Genomic DNA, 21,641 nt, shown 5'->3' with positions numbered 1-21,641 from the left:
CTATTCACTCTTCCCCTCAAACACCTTTTTTCCATTAATAAAGGTTGCGCTTACCTTCAGCTTTGGAATGCTATCTAACGGCATCGTCATAATATCTTGTTCTAAAACCGTGAAATCGGCAAATTTTCCAACTTCAATACTTCCTTTTTCATTTTCTTCAAAATTTGAATAGGCGGCCCAGATGGTCATTCCCTTTAAGGCTTCCTCACGGGTTAGTCCCTCCTCCATACGATAACCATCTTCCGGAAATTGTTGTAAATCCTTTCGGGCTACAGCCGCATAAAAAGTATACATGGGGTTTACCTTTTCAACAGGGAAATCGGTCCCTAATGCTACCATTCCCGATTTCTGAAGGAGTGTTTTAAATGAATACGCCCCTTTAATTCTGTCCGGTCCTACCCTATCTTCGGCCCAGTACATATCGCTGGTAGCATGTGTGGGCTGAATGGAAGGCAGTATTTTTTCTGAAAAATAATCGAAATCGGATGGGGTAACGATCTGCGCATGCTCCACTTTCCAGCGCGGGTCTTTTACATCTTTCAGCACATTGGAATACACTCTTAACACTGAAACATTCGCAGAATCTCCAATGGCATGCGTATTCATTTGGTAGCCGGCAGCGGCAATGGCCCTGGCCAATGAATCCAACTGTGCTTCTGTGGTAATCATGAGTCCGAATTGCCCGGGTTGATCACTGTATTCCTGTCGCATAGCTGCTCCACGTGAACCCAGTGCCCCGTCACTCCATATTTTTACTGAGCGTACATTCAAGCGATCCGTTTTAACGATTCCTTTTTCCAAATAGTAATCTAAATCACCGGATCGCACTCCCACCATGGCATATATTCGAAGTGATAATTCATTTTTTTCGTACAGTTCCTGCATGATCTCAATAGTCTCCCTCGACGTACCTGCTTCATCTATGGTTGTTAGACCTAATTCTAAACAGACTTTTTCTGCATCTTTTAAAGCAGTTACAATGGTTTCCCTATCTATTTTTGGATACGACAGTCTAACTCCGTTCATGGCTGTATCCACTAATAATCCGGTAGGTTGTCCATCTTTTAAAATTACCTCACCTCCGGCAACTTTTGTTTGTGCAGTAATTCCCGCCAATTCCAAGGCTTTGGAGTTCACAATCATTGCATGACCATCGATTCTTGTTAGAGCGACCGGAGTTTCCGGAAATAATGAATCCAATTCCTTTTTTGTGGGAAACTCTTTTACATCCCAATCGTTTTGATCCCAACCCCGACCCATGATAAAGGAAGCATTTTTTTTCTTCTGGAATTCTACAACGCGTTCCAAAACTTCATCGTAGCTTTCGGTATCCACCAAATCTACATTTTGAAGCGCCAAACCTAAATTTAACAAATGGGCATGCGCATCTATAAGTCCCGGGACAATCGTCATTCCTTTGGCATCGTACACACTAGTGAAACTGTATTTTAATTCCAGTTCGGGTTTAATACCAACTTCCAGTATCTTGCCGTCCTTTACTACAAAGGCCTTAGCTGTGCCAAATGCTTCATCGACCAAATAGACATTGGCGTTTTTTACTAATAAGTCGGCAGGAATTTTATCGGGAGCACAGGAAAAAAGGATGCATGCGAAAAGAAAAAATAGATATTTCATTTGGATGGGTTTTCAGTAAAAATAGAAAAAGCATCCCAGACTACGGAATGCTTTTCAGAAATAAAATATTTTGAAATTTTACCAGTCGAACTTATAGGTTGCACCCAACAAACCTTGAATTCCCTGTACCGGATAATTGTACGATTTTTGATAATTATCACTCAATAAGTTGCTTCCCTTGGCAAAAATTGAGAGTCGGTCGTTCACCCGATAGCCCACATGCACATTTACATCTGCGTAGCCGTCCAGTGTAACTTCGGTTGGGAAAGGATCTATATCCGGACTATACGCCACCACCTGATCCATACGCTCGCCTACGTAAAAGAGTGAGACTCCGCCGTACAATTCTTCGGTAATATTAAAGTTTGAAAAGACAGTAGCTTTAAAATCGGGTAAATTCCAGGCATGCGCCTGATCGGTTGTATTGTATGAAAAATACTCCCCGTTAATTCCCAGAGAAAAGACTTCGGAAACTTCCACTTTCAATTCGCCGAAAAAGGAAAGGGTGTTGATGTCGTCATACACTATCTTAAATGAGTTTCCGTATTGATAACTTTCGGAAGGAGATACATCGTTTAAGGGATTAATTTGAAACAAGGCCCTGTTTTCGGCTTTGCCATACGAACCGCGAACATTGTATCCCACCGAATTGGACAGTTTTCCTTTTAATCCACCAAAAGCATTGTACAAATTATTGGTAGGCATAATTTGAAGCGTTGGCGAAACATAGGGATTCTCTTCTTTAAAATCGTAATACGAATTTTGTTCCACCCCGCCTTCAGCACCACCATAAACAATCAATAGTTCGTCTACCAAGCGATACGAGGCATTAATTCGGGGGAAAATGGAGAAGTTGGTTTCCGAATTTTCAGAATCCAAACTTACATAACCGGCAACACCCAACGATAGAGTTAAATCGTTATTGACATAGACCAGCGAAGGCGCCAGGCCCACATTTAAAAAACTGTAGTCGATAGGAATTTCGGCAAAATAATTACGCTCGAAACTTCCCGAAAGATAATCTACATCACCGTCTATCTTCAATGTAAACTCGGTTAGCGGAAAAGAAAACTCCGGTAGTGCTGTAAAATTGAATTCGGATGAGCCATAAGCATCGCTCAAAAATCGGACATTTGCCGCAATTCCTTCAAAAAACGAATCGTCCAACTGCATACTTCCGCCCAGATTTCCACTGAAATAAGTTTGCTGTACGTCTAAACTTTCATTCAATAAAATTAATTCTTCCTCGGCAAATTCGGGCAATCCGTACCAATTGAACAATTGGTGTTTTATCCCTGCGTCTATGCTATACGAAGCATCGCGTTGGCGGGAAGTGTAATTTCCATCCAGACTGGTATCGTAGTATTTGTTTTCCAGTAAGACACCTTCAATATCTCCTTGAGACGAATTATGTCTGAAGAAAAATCCGGCGTTGTCGGTTCTACTAATTTCAAAATTGCTGTACAACTCGGCTAAAATACTGGTGTAATTTCCGAAGCCCAACGTTGCGTAATTGTCGTACAATTTCATGGGCTTTGCCTTTTCTACAGTAGCCGCTTTTCCTTTGGCGGGCGTAAAAGTAGAAGCCACCGGAACCGAGAAAATACTGTAGTTCACTTGCTGCTTTTGTGTCGTGAGCGAGTCGTTTAACACAGGGGTTTCCTTCACCTTAAAGGCATCCGAAATAGTGGGCGTATAAGGTTTTACAATGTTTACAACTTCTGTTCCCAGATCGTCTTCCTGCGCTGTTACTGCGGCAGAAACAAATACTAAAAATAGTGTGGTAAGTGAGGCTAGGCGTTTCTTTGACATATGAATAGGTATGTTTTTTATTGAAAAGGGGTTAATTGCCATCGGTTTCAACCGAAGCATTTGTTTTCGATTCGGCCGATTTGATAACGGCTAGTTCGGCTTTGGCTTCGTCCACTACATCCTGATATTCGGAAAAATTTTTAATTACGCTTTCCAAAATATAAGTCGCTTGATAGGCATCTTTCAGAGCGTAAAAATTCTTAGCCATAAGCACGAGACCTTTGGCACCATAGTATTTATAACCGCTGTAATCCTTTGCCAGTTTCTGAATGGAAGCATTGGACGCTTCGTGATTGCCTTCCTTGTTTTTAAAGTAGGCTTCATAAAATAAGGCTTCCGCAGCTAATTGTCCTGTTGCGATCTTCGAAACCTCTGCATAGGCTGTTTTTGCCTTGCTTTCATTTCCGGTTTTAATGGCAGATCTGGCGATGATTATTTGTGCATCACTCTTAATGCTGTTATCGATTTTTGAATTCTGAAGTACTTTTTCGGCATAGCTAACAGCTTCGGCATATTGTTTTAGCTCGTAACTTGCTTTCATACTATTGGTTTGTGCAAAGATGATATTCTGAGGGAAATCGGCTTCGGTCTCGAGACGTTTCAAATATTGTAAGGCATTGGTGTAGTCTTTCTTTGCCAGATACAATTCGGAAATACGTGCCAGGGCCTGTTCGGTAAATTCACTTCGCTCCTTCCCTACCACAAAGGCATAATGCGGGATGGCTTTATCGGATGCATTTTCGGCAAACAGCAACTGCCCCAAGTAAAAATGTGCTTTTAGTGCGTGTTGCCCGTTGGGGAATTGCTTCAAATAATCTTCAAAACGGGTCATTGCTACTTTGGGTTTGTTCTCTAAATAAGGCTGCTCGGCCGCCAAATAGGTAGCATCGTCTACTTCGGCATCTTCAATTTCAACAAAATCCAGGGTTTTTACCCAATTGGCATATTCGTCCACACGGCCCTGATCGATATAAATAATCTTTGCTGAGGCTACTGCTTGCAACGCCTCCGGTGTAGAAGGAAATTCTTTTGCCACTCGCTTAAAAAGGGTGAGCGCCTCGTTGCTTTTTCCTGTATTATCGAAAATTAGTGCTTTCTTCAAGAGGGTTCTGGAAACATAACTGCTTGTGGGAATATCCCGAATTAACTTATCATAGGTTGCTATGGCCTCATTGGTTTTGTTCTGCGCAACGTAGGTATTTCCCAATTCGTACAAGGCATCGTCGCGATACACCGACTTGGGGTATTTATTCCCGAATTCCTTTAATCCCTCTATTTTGTTATCTGTTTTGTCTACAAAACCATAGCTGATCGCTTTCTGAAACGCGGCATAATCGGCATCGGAAGTACCCAAGTCGATAGCCTTGTTGTAGTTATCCATCGCCGGCCAGTACTGACTGCTTACAAAATAGCTGTCTCCCAATCGCAGATAGGCATCCTTTTTTCGGGCTCCATCGGCAGAAGAAGATTCTACATAAATTTTAAAGTTGTCGATTGCTTCCGAAAAGTTTTTAAGTTTGAAGTGATTGTAGGCAATATTGTATCGGCTGTTCTTTAATTCGGTTGATCCCGCCGAACCCGGTAGCTGCAAAAACTGTTTGTAACCAATAAGCGCTTCGTCAAAATTGTTCAACTGATAATCACTTTCGGCCTTCCAATAGGTAGCACGTGCAGTATATGAAGGTTCTCTTGGTTCTTTTAATGATCTATTGAAAAACTCGATAGCTTCCTTGTAATTCCCTTCGTTATAGACTTCGATACCTCTAAAAAATGCCACTTTTTGATAGGCAAGTTTGTTTTCGAACGATTTATTGTTTTCCAGCAAATCCAAGGCTGCCTTGTAATTTTTGGAAGTGATATACGAATCGATTAACAAATCCTTTAAAGCTTCGTTGTTTTTATTGTTGGGATAGGTTTCAATAAATGAAAGAATAACCTGTGGTGTACTCTTATAACTGTTTCCAATTTCGTAGCTCAGCTTGGCATAGTTCAACCAGGCATCTTCCTGTATTTCGGCCGAAAAATCCATTTCGGAAGCATTTTTAAATGCATTGAGCGCCTGTTGTTTTTGGTTGAGCTTTAAGTAACTTTCAGCAAGGTGATAGTATGCGTTTTGCGCTACCGAGTTGCGTCCGTCGATAATTTTATTGAATTCCCCTATCGCATTTTGATAATCCCCTTGTTTGTAATAGGCGTATCCTAACTGATAGTAATCTGTATTGTTCCATTTGCCGCGTTTCCCTTTGTATTCCTTGAGATACGGAATGGCTTCTTCATATTTTTCAAGATTGAAATAACTCTCACCAATAATTTTTGAAAGCTCACTTTTCTCGACCGGATTGGATTGTTCGTATTGCTCCTTCCCCATATCGATGGCCTTCTGAAAATTCCCCAGTTTAAAATTCATATCGGCCTGGTAGTAGGAAAGACCTTCGGCATAGCGCTCTTCGTCTTTTACCTCTTCAAAAAGTTCATTCGCCTCCTGATAGTCGTCACCTTCATAAGCGATAAACCCCAGATAATATTTTGCCTGTGACCCATATTTTTCGGAAGTATTCACTCTATTGAAATACTTTTTGGCCTCGTTGTAACGCTTACTTTTAAAATAGGCGTAGCCGTTGTTAAAATTGAAACGATCGCGCTCACTGCGGGGAACACTTTCTTCGTCCACCTTGTCGTACCATTTACGGGCAAAGGAATACTTGCCGTTTTCGAAATAATAATTAGCCACATTGATATAGGCGTCGTTGCGTTTGATGCTGGTGGGGTAATCGGTTACAAACTCTTCCATCAGGGCATCGGCATCTTGTTGATTTAAACGTACGGCGCAATTGGCGATGTAGTAGGCACAATCCCCTTGTATCGTTTCATCTTTCGAGGTTTGCTTCACCTTTGCGAACAAACTTTGTGAAGCGAGAAACTGACTGTTATTGTACAATTCGAGCGCTTTGTTATAATCGACCAGCTCGTTGGTAAACACAGCGGTTTGCTGTGAAAAAGTAGTGAATGAAATAAGTAGGAAAAGAGAAAAGATTATGAGGTTCTTTTGCATTTTTTTATCGTTTTTTTTTCGAGTATAAAGATATGGCTTCAGTTAGAGGGCGTTTGTAACATAGCTGAAGTTTTTCACAGTTATATCAACAATAATACCACTACAGGTAACCAATTGACGTATAAAACATTAAAGCTTCAGTCGATGTGCTTTAGCCGATCAACTTTCATAATAACGCAACAATTGAACTATAATTATGTTTTGTTGAAGCAGTTTTGGTCATTAAGTATGCTTCAAAAAAATACTGTACTTTTAAAGCACCACGATTTATTAACAAGAGAGAATATGAAAAAATTAGCACTTTTAGCCTTTATTTTGCTTACAACTTCAGTAATAGCCCAACGAAGCCCATTTAAAAACCTTTCAGAAAAAAACGGAAAAATTGGGATTGGGACCGAACAGCCGGATGAAATGCTCACCGTAAAAGGGAAAATTCACACGCAGGAAGTATTGGTAGACCTCAACGGGGCAGTCGCACCCGATTATGTCTTTGAAACTTATTTTAAAGGTATTTCGGAATTAAAACCGGATTACACTATGCCTAGTTTGGAAGAAGTCGCGGCATTTATTGAAGAGAACCATCACTTGCCCGGGGTTCCTTCAGCAAGCCAATTTGAACAAGAAGGATTTTTACTCAAGGAAATGAATTTACTGCTCCTTCAGAAAATAGAAGAATTGACATTGTACGCTATCGAACAGCAAAAAGAAATCAACGACTTAAAAGAAAAACTGTCAGTTCTGGAAAACTAACTTTATTTAGATATTTTTGTTAAAAAATTATTTGATGTCTCAACCTGTATTATTCCTAAAGGACGCTTCCATTTTTCAAGGGGAGAATCTTATTCTTTCCGATGTTACTGTTACAGTAGAAAAAGGAGAATTTGTGTATTTAATTGGTAAAACCGGAACCGGAAAAAGTAGTTTTATGAAAACGCTATATGGAGATCTGCCCCTTCAGAAAGGAACGGGAGAAATAGTGGGTTACGACCTTCCTACATTGAAAGAAAAAGACATTCCCTTTTTGCGGAGAAAGCTGGGGGTGGTATTTCAGGATTTTAAATTATTGAACGAGCGTACCGTCCATGACAACCTCCTATTTGTGTTAACCGCTACAGGGTGGAAGGACAAAATAGCCATGGAGAATAAAATTAACGCCGTTTTGGACAAGGTTGGGATGAAAACCAAAAGTTTTAAGTATCCGTATCAACTTTCGGGAGGCGAACAACAGCGTGTAGCCATAGCAAGAGCACTTCTCAACGATCCCGAATTAATTTTAGCAGATGAGCCTACCGGAAATCTGGATCCGCAAACAAGTGTAGAGGTGATGGAAGTGCTACAGGAAATCAACAAGAACGGAAATACCATTCTTATGGCAACACACGATTATGCCTTACTTTTAAAATATCCTTCAAAAACTTTGAAATGTGATGAGAGTCAGATTTTTGAAGTGGTACAGAAAACGGTGTAGTTTAAAAAATGATGGAAACAACTCACAATAAATCGCAAATTGATATTTCGGTCATTATCCCTATTTTTAATGAAGAAGGTATCATAGCAGAGCTTTACCAAAGATTGCGTAAAAGTGTGATGAACGTTTCAGAAAATTACGAATTCATTTTCGTAAACGATGGAAGTCGCGATGGTTCCTTAATACAACTTATGAAAATCGCCGAGTCTGATCCTAAAACCTATTATATAAATTTTAGTAGAAACTTCGGCCATCAAATTGCTGTGACTGCCGGGTTAGATTTTTGTAATGGAGACGCTGTGGTGATTATCGATGGAGATCTACAAGATCCCCCAGAACTTATTCCTCAATTATACGATGAATACAAGCAAGGCTTTGAGGTAGTATATGCACAACGTCGAAAAAGAAAGGGAGAAACCTTTTTTAAAAAGATAACAGCAAAATTATTCTATCGTATTTTAAAAAGAATAACGTCCATTAATATTCCTTTAGATACAGGGGATTTCCGGCTTATAGATAAAAAGGTCGTATCCTACCTCAATAAAATGCCGGAGCAGAATAAGTTTCTAAGAGGACAGATTGCCTGGCTGGGATTTAATCAAACTTATGTTCAATATGATAGAGATAGTAGAAAGGAAGGAAAGACGGGTTATACATTAGGAAAAATGCTAAAGTTCGCTCTTGACGGCATCACCGGATTTTCAGATAAACCCTTGCTTTTTGTAAGTAGATTGGGAATATTCATATCCTTTATAGCCTTTATAGTTTTAATGTATGCCATTTACGCCCACTACTTTTTAGGAACAACTATTACCGGTTGGACTTCTCTAATGGTAAGTTTTTTATTTATAGGCGGAATCCAATTAATATCGGTAGGTGTTATTGGTGAATATATTAGTAGAATTAATAAGAATATTTTAAACAGACCTCTTTATATAATCGAGAAGACAAACCTAAAAACTAAGAAAAATGCTGAAAAGTAAAATCAGCGCTGCAATCGTTTTTCAATTTCTATTCTTTTTTATTTGTGCTTTTTACATAGTTTTTTATATGCCCTATGGGTTTGAGGATACAGATACAGGGTATATATTCGGAACCTCGTGGAGTATTTATAATGGAGAAATTCCACATCGGGATTTTATCTATACACGACCGGCCGTCCCTGCCTTTTTTCATACAATATTTCTCTTTATTTCTGAAACCTACGGCTATATCATAGACCGCAGTTTCTTCTATATTCAAATTTTTATATACTCCTATTTGGGCTCAAAGATTTTATGTAACACTTTTTCAATCACTTCAAAAGAAACATTGTATTTTATTGCTATTCTGGGAGCAGTTATCTCTATTCACAATTATCCCCCAATGGCCTGGAATACTGTCGACGGCGTTTTTTTCTGCACAATAGGACTCTATTTACTACTTCACGAAAAAAGTCGACTGCTGTATTTATTTTTGGGCGCTATTTTTATAGTTCTTGGAATGTTCTCAAAACAATCGTTTTACTTTATGCCGCTTTTTATTTGTTTGTATTTCCTTTTACGTAAAGATTATTTCAGATTAAAGTATTTTGCGTTTTTTGGCTTAATTGGGGGATTGATGTATGTTGGGATTAAATATTTAAACGGTTCTCTTGAACCATTTTTAAATCAAACTTTTCAACGAACACCCACTTCGGCATTGGTAGATGCAGGTATAAAATCGTATTATCTGGCGCTGAAGTTTAATATCATTTACGTTACTCTCTTGCTTATAGGGATATGGGTAGCATCCAAATACCTTGGAAAGAAGTATACCTATCTTATACTTAATGTGGGCGTAGTAGTTTTAATTAGTTTTTTATTTATTCGTCATAGTGGAAACTGGAGTACAATAGAGCATCTATTTCAATTATTACTTATAGTTGCGAGTGCATATTCGTTGTATATGCTTCGGAAGGACAAGCGGTTTTTAGTCTTAATTCTGCTGATAACATTGAGCTGGAGTGCCTCTATTAGCAATGGCTACCGAACTCCGATTCATTTTTCATTACCCCTTATTTTTGCTTTGTATATATTTTTCTTTTCTGAAGTTCCAAAACAAATATCCTTCTTGTTTTCAAGTATTATTTTGACTTTGTACCTCGTCACTTTTTACTTAGGATATCAAACTATTTACCGAGACTCTAACAGAGACAAACTTATCTATGAAATGGGCGATGTTTTCCCTCAACTTACTTTTATAAAAAGTGATCACGATACTTTTGAAAAATATAAAGAATTAAAGAAGTTGGCTGCAAAGTATCCTGTTTTTACTGCCATTCCATCGGTCACACATGCCCATTATCTTACAAAAACTATCAATCCCATTGGCATTGATTGGCCTTTGGATGTAGAAATTAATAACCAGTCGAAATCTCTTGTTGATCAATTAGCCGATAAAAACGCATATGTCTTCCTTGAGAAGAAAGAATATTCCCAGTATGAATTGGACAGTTATGAGATTAAGAGCATCATAGAGAAAGATTGGGTGTTGGTCGAAAAGGGAACTCAATTTGATGTATATAGAGCAAGATAGCTAGTCGTTTTGTCTCAATCTCAATTCACACTCTTTATCAATAGTATTGTCTACTTTTAAACGAATTTTTCCGTTAGCACTCGGCTTTAAAACAGTATTTGCACCAAGTACAATCGCATTCTTGGCAACCAAATCCAAAGTGGCATCTTTTGTAAACTCCATATTCTGAATGTGCACCTGTTTCGAGTAAGCCGTTAGCTTAAAATCCCATCTCGAAAACATTTGATTTTCAATTGAAGCAATTTCGTCCTCCGTATGTAATTGATAAAGTAATTCTATGGTATTGCCGGCATTGAGTAACCCGGCTCCATAGGTTCCTTCATATGGCTTATTAGCTTTGATATGATCTATATTCACAGCTGAAATTTTCAGTATACTTTCCACTTCATCCAAAGGCAAACACGGATACAATGAAAACATAAGACCTATTGTCCCCGTCACAAAGGGAGTCGCCCCCGAAGTCGTCGAATAGGGGTGATATTCCAAAGTTCCGTCCAGAATAAATTTTGAAAACATAAATTGACCTGTAGAAGGTGCTAAAATGTCAATTTCAGAATTGAGAGTTGAAGTCCCTGCAGCCCATATATGAGGTTCACTAAGTGTATCATTGTTCTTAAACCCTAATGTTCTGCCAACATATCCTCTAACATTCTCGGCATAATAGTTCCCGTTTTTTTCAATCTTGATGTTATCCATCACATTTTCGTGTCTAAACGTTCCAACTCCAACCGATATCACATGCTTATATGAGGCCGGATAATAAAGCAGCTCTCCTTTTGTTTCACCCCAACTCTTGTTGCCTCCTGCTGCTACTATTAAAGTTCCATTTGAGAACATTTCATCTACTGCAGCCTGAGCGGTTTCGTAATATTGCTTCCCAATCCAGCTACAATTAACCACTTTTGCACCCGCCCGCGAAAGCTCCATTATCATTGCAAGATTTCTAAAATCTCCATAATTGGTGGAATAGATACTACAGTCGTAACAGACACCCGGAATTCCGTAACCATTATCTCCCTGTGCTGCTGCATTGGCTGCGATACTATATCCATGACCCCCTGCCAATGAAGATTTATTAAACACCTTTGTTTTATCCTTAAAGTCGGTGTTCGTAGTATCTACACTTCCGTCGGAAATACCAATAATCACATCGGGAGAACCCGTGGTATAAAACCAGGCTTTTGGCATATCTATATCGTCCAAATAAGACAGATCTGCCTGCAATCCTGTATTTCCACCAATAGTACTAGTGAGGCCATAATCGTTTGGTTCAAATATTTTTTTATCTTCCTCCGAAATGTGCTCACCAAAAACAAATACATGCGAAGCGTTGCGTAAAAGGTCTTCCATCATTTCCTTCTTATTGGCTATTACAAAGAAGGTCTTCTTTAAATTTGGAAGCTTGGCATTTCGAAAGGTCTTTTTAAATTCCGAGATCTCATATTTATTTAAAACCGCGCGTAGACTCCTATCATTTCCACGATAGACCAACTTGTTATTTACTTCTGTAAAATTGGGAATGAATAAAGTATCTTTCGCTCTAAGATAAAACCAAGCGTCTTCTTGTGCCAACAACGGCATCATCCCTATCAACATACCAATACAAATTAGACAACAACGAAGCATATTTATTTTAAGTTATAAGGGCACCTCCCATTATTTTTCTAAGGTACTTATTTTTTAAAAACTATACCAGTTATCCATTATATCGTAATTTAGCGGCATGTATAAAACGGTTAAAAAAACTGCCTTAGCTTTGGTACCTAAGGGCTTTTTAATAAAGAATGAATTGTTTTTCAGGGCGCTTTTTGCGCTACGCTACAAGGGAAAGAATCACAAGTGCCCAATTTGTGACCACTCCTTAAAGAAATTCATTCCTCTGGATGACGGAGATATTTTATGCCCTTTCTGCGGAAGCAGAGCCAGAACCCGCCGACTTTTTTCTCTACTGAAAGAACACGATTTATTACACGGATCTGTTTTGCATTTCTCTCCTTCCCGAAGCTTATATCGTATACTAAGCAAGGACAATTCTATCAATTATGTGAGCACCGATTTCGAAGATGAATTTATTGCGCAATACCATTACGACATTACAAAAATAGACCGTCCCGATAATCATTTTGATGTAATAATTTGTTATCATATCCTGGAACATATAGAGGAAGACCAAAAAGCGATGCAGGAGTTGTTTCGTGTTTTAAAACCCGGTGGATCTTGTTTAATACAAACCCCTTTTAAGGAAGGCAACGATATTTACGAAGATGCATCTATCACTACAGAAGAAAATCGGCTGAAGGCCTTCGGACAAGAAGACCATGTAAGAATCTATTCGATTGCGGGATTGACAGAGAGGTTGAAAAAAAGTGGATTTACTCAGGGTGATGCAAAAACATTTGAAGATGATGTTCATGCGGGATTTCAAGCCGAAACAATTTTGTTCCTTAAAAAATAATGTACCTTCGGGATTCGATAAAGATGCTTTCCATACTCATTCCTACATATAATCACAATGTGTATCAACTGGTTGAAACCCTTCAAAAAGAATTAGGGCAAAAGGCCATTGATTGTGAAATTATAGTCATGGACGATGGTTCTACCATTCCGCTTCCCCACAACGATAAGATTATTGCCTTTCCTAATGTGTCATTCAAAAAGCTGCCAAAAAATATAGGTCGAAGCGCCATTAGAGGGCAATTGGCTTCAGCAGCCAAATTTGAAAATCTGCTGTTCTTAGACGCGGATGTACTCCCTGTTTCAGAAACTTTTCTGGCAAATTATCTCGCTGCAATAGTAAAAAACGATTTCGATGTTATTTTTGGCGGAGTTGCTTATCAAAATGATGCTCCTTCTGAAAAAGAACGCTTGCGATGGAAATACGGGAAAGAAAGGGAAGTGCAAACCGTATCTGAACGCGAAAAACATCCCTACTTTATTATTACCCAAAATCTATTAATTAAAAAGGAGTGTTTTGAAAGCGTCAATAAAGCCTTAGAAAATTTTTACGGAGACGACCTGGTGATTTCACAAGCCCTTAAACGTAAAAAAAGTAAGGTACTTCATATAGATAATCCTGTGTATCATTTAGGTTTGGAATCTTCTGAAAACTATCTGAAAAAAGCGCTTAGCGCAATAAGTTCAATTGTTTCACTTGAAAAAAGCGGGTTGCTGGATGCAGACTTTACCAAATTACAGCAAAGTTATGTTCTACTCAAAAACTGGAAAATGACAACACTTTTCAGTAAACTAATTTCACCATTCAAGAAAAAAATGGAGCGTAATTTTGTTTCGGCCAACCCCAATCTTTTATGGTTTGATTTGTATCGCCTCAATTATTATATTGAATTAAAATCGGAATCGCATGCCTGAATTTTCAATCGTCATACCACTCTACAATAAAGAACGGGACATCGTAAAAACGCTCAACAGTGTCTTTTTACAAACGATAACCGATTTTGAGATCGTGATTGTCAACGACGGCTCGACCGATGATAGCGAAGCAATGGTAAAAACGGTAGAGGACAGTCGCATCTTACTATTCAGCAAGGAAAATGAAGGAGTAGCACGTACCCGAAATTACGGCGTATCAAAGGCAACCTCAGCGCATATTGTTTTTCTGGATGCCGATGATTACTGGCATCCTAATCATCTGGAGAATTTAAAGAACCTTATCGAAAAATTTCCGGAACACAAATGGTATGCAACTGCCTACGAAAAAAAGCACAATCATAAGTTGATTACTTCTATGCTTTCCCCGGTAATGCAACAACCTAAAGGCTGGCTGGGTAGTATCGACAACTATTTTGAGAATAGTTTGATGGACGCACTTGCGTGGACGTCTGCAGTCTGCTTTAAAAAACCTTTTTTTGAAGCATTGGGCGGGTTTGACGCTTCTATCACACATGGCGCCGGAGAAGATACCGATTTGTGGATTCGGGCTGCACTGAAAGCTCCATTGGCTTTTTCGAATACCATCACAGCAAGGCATAATCTGGACGGTAGCAATCGTATTTCGAATACGCCAACCCTTACCCGAAATTACATGAACACCGAAACGTATGTGGCAGCGGCGAAAAAAGATCCTTTCCTAAAAAAATATCTGGATAGGAACAGCTATTCGTTCGCCATTCAGCATAAGATGGCAAATGACATTCCTTCATTTAAAAATTATTTGGAAAACATCGATGTAAACAATCTTACTACCAGACAGCGATTTTTACTGAAGCAACCCCGCTCCGTTTTGAAATTATTGGTAAAAGGCAAGGATTTTGCTGAAAAATTAGGGGTTAGACTTACGGCTTTTAAATAATTTAAATTCTTCGTAGTCTCTAATGTAGTCTTCTTCCTTGTACACATCACTCACCAAGGAAAGACACACCGCACCTGCCGAAAAGTTTTCCAGCTCTCTCCATATTCCGCAAGGAATTAACAAGCCTTTGAAAGGACGATTTAACGTTATTACTCTTCGATTTTTTCCGTCGTCCAAAACCACATCAAAACTTCCGCTCAACGGAATTAAGAATTGTTGTAACTCGATATGTGCATGTCCGCCGCGAGTGGAATCACTGGGCACGTCGTATAAATAATACACCCGTTTTATGTCGAAAGGGATTAGGTCTTTTTCAATTACCGAAAGATTTCCCTTCCCTCTTGGGTGGACAATTTTGGGGATATCCCGTAAGTGTATGTCTTCTAATTTATCGTAGTTCATTGTGTATTAATTGACTCCATTGCTTTGCTATTTCCTCCATGGAAAACTGCTGAACTGACGCCTTGGCGTTGGCTTGGCAATGTTTTTGAAACTGGGTGTCGAAACACATTTTTTGAAGTGCTTCAGCAAATAAAGGTATGCTTCTTTTTGAAATTAGCAAGCCGTTTTCCTGGTGTTTTACAATTTCTGAAGGCCCCGAAACAATGTCTAATGACACAACCGGTGTCCCTAACGAAAGGGATTCGACCAAAATCATGGGAAAACCTTCATATTTGCTGGTTAATGTGACACACTCGGCATTAGCGATGTGTTGAAATGGACTTTCAGTAAAAGGGAGAAATAGAATAAAATCACTTCCGGCTTGTTGTGAAGCGAATTCCTGTAGGTTTTCCTTGTCCTTTCCGTCACCCAAAATCACCAAATACACCTTTTGCTCCCAAATCCGGGAAGCAGAAAAAGACTGTATCAAAAATGTAAAATCTTTTATTTTGTCTTCAATTCGGCCATAGGCGAGAATGTACTTTTTATCTTTTAATTCAGATGGTTTTTCTGAAACCATCTCACTCCAATTTGGATCGTAGGCATTGCGAATGGTCCTGGTTTTTTGTATCCCGTTCTTCACAAGAAGTTCGGTTTCAATATATTTAGAAACCGCAACGTTCATGATATTCTTATTGTAAATTTTCACCAACTTTTTGGTGTTATTGGCAAAGTATTGATCTTTTTTTGAACTGTGTACCACGTAAATTCGGTTAAAACCCTTGTACAAATACCTGTCGTAAAAAACATCTCGTGTCACGTTGTTTTTAGGACAGTGATCGATAATCACATCGAACTTTTGAGCCACAAGGTATTTTCTAAACTTTCTGAAACGCGACAATTGCTTGAGCGCATTATCATGAGTATTTTTTAATGCTCCCAGATTTACTAAAGTGCCGGCATACGGATAATCCACCTCATTATTTAGAATAATAATATGGACTTCAAATCCTTCCGCAACGAGCATTTGCGACAGCATGGCGCACGAGCGTTCTGCCCCTCCTTTTCCGAGAGAAATACTAACAATACAAATTTTTTTATGCTTATTTTGCAAGTGACTTTGTATTTACGTTGAAGTTAAACAAACTGCATGAAAATCCTTTTAATAGGCGAATATAATTCTTCTCACTATACTTTAAAAGAAGGTTTAACTTCTTTGGGTCACGATGTGACCGTCATCGGATTTGGTGACGGTTTTAAAAAGCGAAGGGTGGACGTTAATTTTACAATGAAATACACCACGGGAATCGGTCTTTTTGTAAAACGAACACTTTTTAAACTCTTCAAAACAGATCTTACTTCACTCTCTGTGCGGAAACAATTTTTTGCACAGCAACATCTGTTTAAAAACAATGACATCGTCCAATTGATAAACGAAAATTCCTTCGGAACCGTGCCTTCGGTCGAAAAAGAGTTATTGTCGTTCGTGTTTCAACATAACAAGAATGTGTTTTTATTGTCTTGTGGTACCGATCATACCAGCGTGAAATATGCCATGGAGGGGAAATTTCGATACTCCATCGTGACTCCCTATCTTCAGGAGAAAGGAAACGAAATGAGCTTCCTTCATGTTACACAATACCTCACCAAGCCCTATATTGAATTGCACGACTATATCTTTCGGCATATAAAAGGAGTGCTTGCATCCGATCTCGATTACCATTTACCGCTACTAAACCATGAAAAATATTTGGGGATGGTTCCTAATCCTGTCAATCTGAAAAAGTTTGTTTATATCACACCGGAGATAGAAGATAAAATTATCATCTTCCACGGTATTAATAAAAACAATTATTACAAAAAAGGCAACGATTTGTTTGAAGCAGCTTTGAAAATTATAACCGCAAAGTTTAAAGATAAGATAGAGGTTATTACTGTTAGCAATATTCCTTATGACGAATACATTAGGCTGTTCGACAGAGCACATATCTTATTAGATCAGGTGTACGCCTACGATCAAGGCTTTAACGCATTGGAAGCCATGGCAAAGGGGAAAGTGGTCTTTACGGGCGCTGAACAGGAATGGTTGGAATATTACAACCTCGAGGAGGATACAGTCGCCATCAACGCTTTACCCGACCCCGTTTTAATGGCTGAAAAGTTGGAATGGCTCATTTTACATCCTGAAAAGATCGTGGAAATTTCAAAAAATGCACGAAAGTTTATCGAAGAACGTCACGACCATCTTGCATCTGCAAAGGACTATTTTGAAAAATGGCAAAGCGTTATGTAGTTTTTATCTTCGGAAAACGCAGTTCGATTGAAACCCGGGTAGCAGTACTTCTATTTACGGCAGCTCCATGAATTAAAAACGGAGAAAACAACAGCGCCTCCCCTTGCTTTGGATTTGGCCGAATCATTTCTAAATTGCCGGCCTTGGTTTTAAGCACACAGGGAACATAATAGGTGTTGCCGTTAATGGTGGCACCCTTGCTTTCGGTGCGCAGAATTTCGTTTTCGGGAATTAAATGGCTTCCCGGTAATACAGGAAGCGAAGTATTTTCATTACAACCTTCAATGGGAATCCAAACATTCACTACATCTTCCCAATAGCTCAAATACCCATCGCGATGCGGCGGATTGATATCCAAAGAACTCGGACGGTTTATACGAATTTGAATATGAGATTTTTGCAGTTCTTCCACCCACGATGTAAGCGGATATCCTAAGATTTTTCCGAAGCGTTCGGCCAAGGTGTCAATATTAAAATCGAAGTCTTCGTTAGTCAGGTTTCGGGTAATATCGATTACTTTTAGATGAAGCGCATCACTAGTAACTACCTTGTGATAGTCACCAAGTGTAAATGTTTCTTTGTTATAGGCAATCCCATTCACGTCGAACGCCTTTTCAATATTGGCCTGAATGGATTGCCTGAACGCTTCAAATTCGGTTGCATCAAAGGCAGAAACCACCCCATAGCCCAAATCCCTCCACGGGGTTTTAGAAATTACGCTGTCTTCGGGTTTATAGAGCATTCCTTCGGTACCCCAAAAGAACTCTCCTTCGACATTAAATTCGTACGGGACTCCATCCAACGATAATTGACAAATTTCAGCAGACATATAGGCGCAAATTTACGATACTAATTTTCAATTATAAGTTCCTGGCGGCTTTCTTTTCGTTCTTTTTGAAATAGCGCCACACCAAAAATAACACTACTAAGAAGTAGATGATATAACGTACAAAATGAGCGATTACAACGCCTTCCACGCCATAGATTTCGGTATAATAATAGGAGAGGCCGTAAAATAAGGCCAATGAAAGAATTTCAGAAAAAATAAAATTCCGCACCATCTTCTTAGCTAAAAACTGATGTGCCAAGACCAGAGACCCCAGACGCACAAAATCGCCTAACAACTGCCATTTAAACAAGGGCTCCATACTGTCAAATCCAGGAAAAACAACATCTATCACCACATTTCGCAAGACATAAATCAGGATCATTCCAACAGCGAACAGCGGCAACAAGGTTTTATAAATAGACAGTACTTCAACTTTAAAATCGTTGCGAGTGTAAATTGTAGCAAATTTTGGAATGACATACAATGTAAAAATTGCTCCCGAGAAGACCATATAGTTTTGAGAGAGTGTATTCATGGCAGTCCAGATTCCGGAATCGGCTTCGGTAATCTTACTGGTAATCATATTCCGAATATCAATTTCAACATAACCCAACAAGATTGTGGACACAAAAGACATAATCGCAAAGGCCATCAATTCCTTTGCCATTGGAATTTTAAAGGAAAGTTTCGAAAATTGAACATATTCCCTAAGCACCTTGATAAAGATGAAAAGAAGTACTACAAACTGAATTGCCGGGGTAATGGCAATCGCAATAAGTGCACCGTCTATATTATGTTGGTACAATAAAACTACGGTAACAACAGCACTTAGCAAATAGGCTATCAGCTCGATGGAAGCAAACTTTTTGTATCGTGAAAGTCCGTTTACCACCCCGTTGAAAATCCGCTGAATCCCTATAAGCGGAACCATCAGGGCGAGGATTTTTATAACATAGGCATACTCTGTTGTTTTGAATAAGTAATCACTTATATAATCGGCGCCAAAAAAGAGAATAATTCCCGATGAAACAGATCCAATGGCGACAAAAACAAAGGCTGTAGAAAACAGCTTTTGTAATTGTGTCTCGTCATTCTTGAATTCCGATACATATTTTACCACTCCATTAAAAGTTCCAAGAGAAGTGAGAGAGGTAAGGATTTGTGTTAGACTGCGAAGTTGTCCTGTTTTGGCATATCCGGCTTCACCGAGCAATTCGGCCATGATACGCTGAATAAACAGACCTATTACCAGACGCACCCCTATAACCACTGCATTGAGAGAGGTCATTTTAAGTAACAAATTTCCGCGTATAAAGTCTGGTATCTTCAATTAATACGAATTTAAAGCTGAAATTACAGTACTTACCTCTTCTTCGGTAAGCAACGGACTCATAGGAATGCTCAACACTTCGCGATGTATTTTTTCGGCAACGGGAAACGATAAATGAGAAAATTCCTGCAAAGCCTCTTGTTTATGCGGTGGAATAGGATAATGGATTAAGCTCCCTATTCCTTGTGCTTCAAGATGCGCCTTAAGCGTTTCCCGTTCCTCAACCCTAATTACAAACAAATGAAAAACATGGTCATCGCCTCCTGTCCATACCGGAAGCTTGATCTTTTCATTGTATATTTCTGAAAGGTATCGTTTAGCGATATTACGCCGAAGTGTATTATCTGAATCCAGGGAAGGAATTTTACAACATAAAAATGTTGCCTGAAGTTCGTCCAGTCTCGAGTTGAAACCAAGAAATTCATTTACATATTTTGAAGAAGTCCCGTAATTCCCCAATTTCCGTATTACCGAAGCCAAAGCATCGTCGTTTGTAGTTACAGCACCTCCATCTCCCAAGGCCCCTAGATTTTTAGTTGGATAAAAGCTAAATCCTGCTGCATTCCCTATATTTCCCGCTTTTCTACCATCCGCATTAATAGCTCCATGTGCTTGAGCCGAATCTTCAATTACCAGTAAACTGTGTTTTTTTGCAATTTCAATGATTGCCTCCATGGGTGCCAGTTGTCCGTATAAATGTACAGGCATGATTGCCCTGGTGGTTTTCGAAATTGCTTTTTCTATACTTTCAATATCAAAATTATAGGTTTCAGCTTCGGCTTCTACCAAAACGGGTAGTAAACCTGCCTGTTTAATGGCCAAAATGGTAGCGATAAACGTATTGGATGCTACCAGAACAGAATCACCTTCCTTTACTTTTCCGAGTATTTTATAACCTTCCAATATAAGTCTAAGTGCATCCAACCCATTCCCAACTCCAATGCAGTGTTTGACACCGCAATAGGCTGCAAATTGATTTTCGAAAGTCGTTACCTGACTTCCTAAAATATAATATCCGCTGTTGAGAAATTGCTGAAAACGCTCCTTGAATTGCGATTCAAAACGTTGATTGATTTTACGTAGATCTAAAAATGGTATCATATAAAAACAGCTTCAAGTTTTGAATAATTTAATGTTTTAATCTCGTAGAATTGCTGTGCAATACTTCGCGCCCCAAAACATTCCTTCCAGTATAAAAGTCCGTCATTGATGTTTTTTCCCTGGTTGACATTGGAAATACCAAAGTCGAAATATTTCTTTTGCTTATATCTTTCGGTAATAAGAAAATGGAAAAGATAGTCTAAACTTCCCAATTGCTGTTTTTCGGCATTCGCCGAAATATACTGTACATGCGCAACGGTTTCGGTTTCAAAAATAGTCGCTCCCGCCACGATGGCACCTTCTTTAAAAACATTAAACTGCGTAATATTTTTTGGAAATTTTGCCGCAAGTTGTTCTATTTCGGCAAGGGAATGCACAGGTAATGCATTATGGCGATCTTGTAAGTTGGGAGTGAGTATTTCGTTCCAAAAAGTTTCAAAGTGACTCCCTTCTTTGATGGAAAGATTGTTTTTCTCTGCCTTTTTAACACCTTCGAGTCGGTTGGATTGAATTTTTAAAGGCGTATGTAAGTCGATTGTACTTGAAAGATCTGTCCTGAAACAATCGGCTTCAGTTAAAAAAAGCAAGTAATCTATCTCGTCTGCCGGATGTTTATGGTAAATTTTAGGAATTGTTTTAAGCTGCAGTGTTGCAATGCCTTCAGCATTCAGAAAGCAAAGTAATTCCTTAAAAATTGAAAGTACTTCCTTGAACTTTACCTTTTTTGAAAGTATCAGTCCGCCGTAAGAAAGGCCCTGGTGTGAATAAACCACAGTTTCCTTCCTGTTTGCAGGAAGAAGCGCCACCAGAGTTTTACCATTAAATAGCATGAGAGAATAGTCCTCAAATAGATCGCTATGGTATTCCATAAAATT

18 protein-coding genes are annotated in these 21,641 nt (G+C 38.9%); 8 read left to right on the top strand and 10 right to left on the bottom strand.

The window, feature by feature from the left end:
- The 3 genes from ATE92_RS08845 to ATE92_RS08835 form a co-directional block, all read right to left on the bottom strand.
- Entirely contained in the window at positions 1–1,635 is a 1,635-nt protein-coding gene (locus tag ATE92_RS08845; protein WP_100803362.1) for an amidohydrolase, read from the bottom strand.
- Positions 1,636–1,713: 78 nt separating this feature from the next.
- On the bottom strand, positions 1,714–3,447 hold the full coding sequence (locus ATE92_RS08840) for a TonB-dependent receptor (protein ID WP_100804400.1): 1,734 nt from the start codon (positions 3,445–3,447) through the stop codon (positions 1,714–1,716).
- A gap of 31 nt (positions 3,448–3,478) precedes the next feature.
- Positions 3,479–6,499, bottom strand: a complete 3,021-nt coding sequence (locus ATE92_RS08835) for a tetratricopeptide repeat protein (protein ID WP_100803361.1) — start codon at positions 6,497–6,499, stop codon at positions 3,479–3,481.
- A 285-nt stretch (positions 6,500–6,784) separates the two neighbouring features.
- Here ATE92_RS08835 and ATE92_RS08830 point away from each other — a divergent pair, with 285 nt between their 5' ends.
- Genes ATE92_RS08830 through ATE92_RS08815 form a run of 4 tightly spaced genes read left to right on the top strand, consistent with a single transcriptional unit; the run spans position 6,785 to position 10,523 of the window.
- Entirely contained in the window at positions 6,785–7,249 is a 465-nt protein-coding gene (locus ATE92_RS08830) for a tail fiber protein (RefSeq protein WP_157809598.1), read from the top strand.
- Positions 7,250–7,283: 34 nt separating this feature from the next.
- Complete coding sequence (locus ATE92_RS08825; protein ID WP_100803359.1) at positions 7,284–7,967, top strand: cell division ATP-binding protein FtsE; 684 nt, start codon at positions 7,284–7,286, stop codon at positions 7,965–7,967.
- Positions 7,968–7,975: 8 nt separating this feature from the next.
- Positions 7,976–8,950 (top strand): glycosyltransferase family 2 protein, encoded by a 975-nt coding sequence (locus ATE92_RS08820; protein WP_100803358.1) that lies wholly within the window; start codon positions 7,976–7,978, stop codon positions 8,948–8,950.
- Positions 8,937–10,523: a hypothetical protein gene (locus tag ATE92_RS08815; protein WP_157809597.1), complete on the top strand. Its 1,587-nt coding sequence runs from the start codon at positions 8,937–8,939 to the stop codon at positions 10,521–10,523. Before ATE92_RS08820 ends, ATE92_RS08815 begins: the two co-directional genes overlap by 14 nt.
- Here the strand turns inward: ATE92_RS08815 and ATE92_RS08810 are convergent, their stop codons facing one another.
- Entirely contained in the window at positions 10,524–12,119 is a 1,596-nt protein-coding gene (locus tag ATE92_RS08810; protein WP_157809596.1) for a S8/S53 family peptidase, read from the bottom strand.
- A gap of 127 nt (positions 12,120–12,246) precedes the next feature.
- Here ATE92_RS08810 and ATE92_RS08805 point away from each other — a divergent pair, with 127 nt between their 5' ends.
- Genes ATE92_RS08805 through ATE92_RS08795 form a run of 3 tightly spaced genes read left to right on the top strand, consistent with a single transcriptional unit; the run spans position 12,247 to position 14,832 of the window.
- A complete protein-coding gene (locus tag ATE92_RS08805; RefSeq protein WP_100803355.1) occupies positions 12,247–12,978 on the top strand; it encodes a methyltransferase domain-containing protein in 732 nt (243 codons plus the stop codon).
- 23 nt (positions 12,979–13,001) lie between these two features.
- Positions 13,002–13,892 carry a glycosyltransferase gene (locus tag ATE92_RS08800; protein ID WP_157809595.1) on the top strand — a complete coding sequence of 297 codons (891 nt, stop codon included), beginning with the start codon at positions 13,002–13,004 and terminating at the stop codon, positions 13,890–13,892.
- Positions 13,885–14,832: a glycosyltransferase family A protein gene (locus ATE92_RS08795; RefSeq protein WP_100803353.1), complete on the top strand. Its 948-nt coding sequence runs from the start codon at positions 13,885–13,887 to the stop codon at positions 14,830–14,832. Before ATE92_RS08800 ends, ATE92_RS08795 begins: the two co-directional genes overlap by 8 nt.
- On the opposite strand, the gene ATE92_RS08790 is transcribed toward ATE92_RS08795, so the two are convergent.
- Positions 14,803–15,234: an FdtA/QdtA family cupin domain-containing protein gene (locus ATE92_RS08790; RefSeq protein WP_100803352.1), complete on the bottom strand. Its 432-nt coding sequence runs from the start codon at positions 15,232–15,234 to the stop codon at positions 14,803–14,805. The two genes, ATE92_RS08795 and ATE92_RS08790, sit on opposite strands and share 30 nt — an antisense overlap.
- The gene (locus ATE92_RS08785; RefSeq protein WP_100803351.1) at positions 15,221–16,327 is read right to left on the bottom strand and encodes a glycosyltransferase; all 1,107 of its coding nucleotides are present in this window, start codon (positions 16,325–16,327) and stop codon (positions 15,221–15,223) included. Before ATE92_RS08785 ends, ATE92_RS08790 begins: the two co-directional genes overlap by 14 nt.
- Before the next feature lie 36 nt (positions 16,328–16,363).
- Between ATE92_RS08785 and ATE92_RS08780 the strand changes: the two genes are divergently transcribed.
- On the top strand, positions 16,364–17,506 hold the full coding sequence (locus tag ATE92_RS08780; RefSeq protein ID WP_100803350.1) for a glycosyltransferase: 1,143 nt from the start codon (positions 16,364–16,366) through the stop codon (positions 17,504–17,506).
- Here ATE92_RS08780 and ATE92_RS08775 read toward each other — a convergent pair.
- From ATE92_RS08775 to ATE92_RS08760, 4 genes are read right to left on the bottom strand one after another with little or no spacing between them, the layout of a single operon-like run.
- The gene (locus ATE92_RS08775; RefSeq protein WP_100803349.1) at positions 17,499–18,335 is read right to left on the bottom strand and encodes a phytanoyl-CoA dioxygenase family protein; all 837 of its coding nucleotides are present in this window, start codon (positions 18,333–18,335) and stop codon (positions 17,499–17,501) included. The genes ATE92_RS08780 and ATE92_RS08775 overlap by 8 nt on opposite strands.
- Before the next feature lie 31 nt (positions 18,336–18,366).
- Positions 18,367–19,665: an O-antigen translocase gene (locus ATE92_RS08770; RefSeq protein ID WP_100803348.1), complete on the bottom strand. Its 1,299-nt coding sequence runs from the start codon at positions 19,663–19,665 to the stop codon at positions 18,367–18,369.
- Positions 19,666–20,766: a DegT/DnrJ/EryC1/StrS aminotransferase family protein gene (locus ATE92_RS08765; protein ID WP_100803347.1), complete on the bottom strand. Its 1,101-nt coding sequence runs from the start codon at positions 20,764–20,766 to the stop codon at positions 19,666–19,668. It lies immediately after the preceding gene.
- Positions 20,763–21,635: a GNAT family N-acetyltransferase gene (locus ATE92_RS08760; protein ID WP_232729139.1), complete on the bottom strand. Its 873-nt coding sequence runs from the start codon at positions 21,633–21,635 to the stop codon at positions 20,763–20,765. Before ATE92_RS08760 ends, ATE92_RS08765 begins: the two co-directional genes overlap by 4 nt.
- Positions 21,636–21,641: the final 6 nt, after the last annotated feature.

Origin of the sequence: Ulvibacter sp. MAR_2010_11 (assembly GCF_002813135.1) — a bacterium.
GTDB lineage: Bacteria > Bacteroidota > Bacteroidia > Flavobacteriales > Flavobacteriaceae > Altibacter.
The sequence above is the reverse complement of the archived record's forward strand: the minus strand, read 5'-3'. Positions and strand labels throughout refer to the sequence as shown.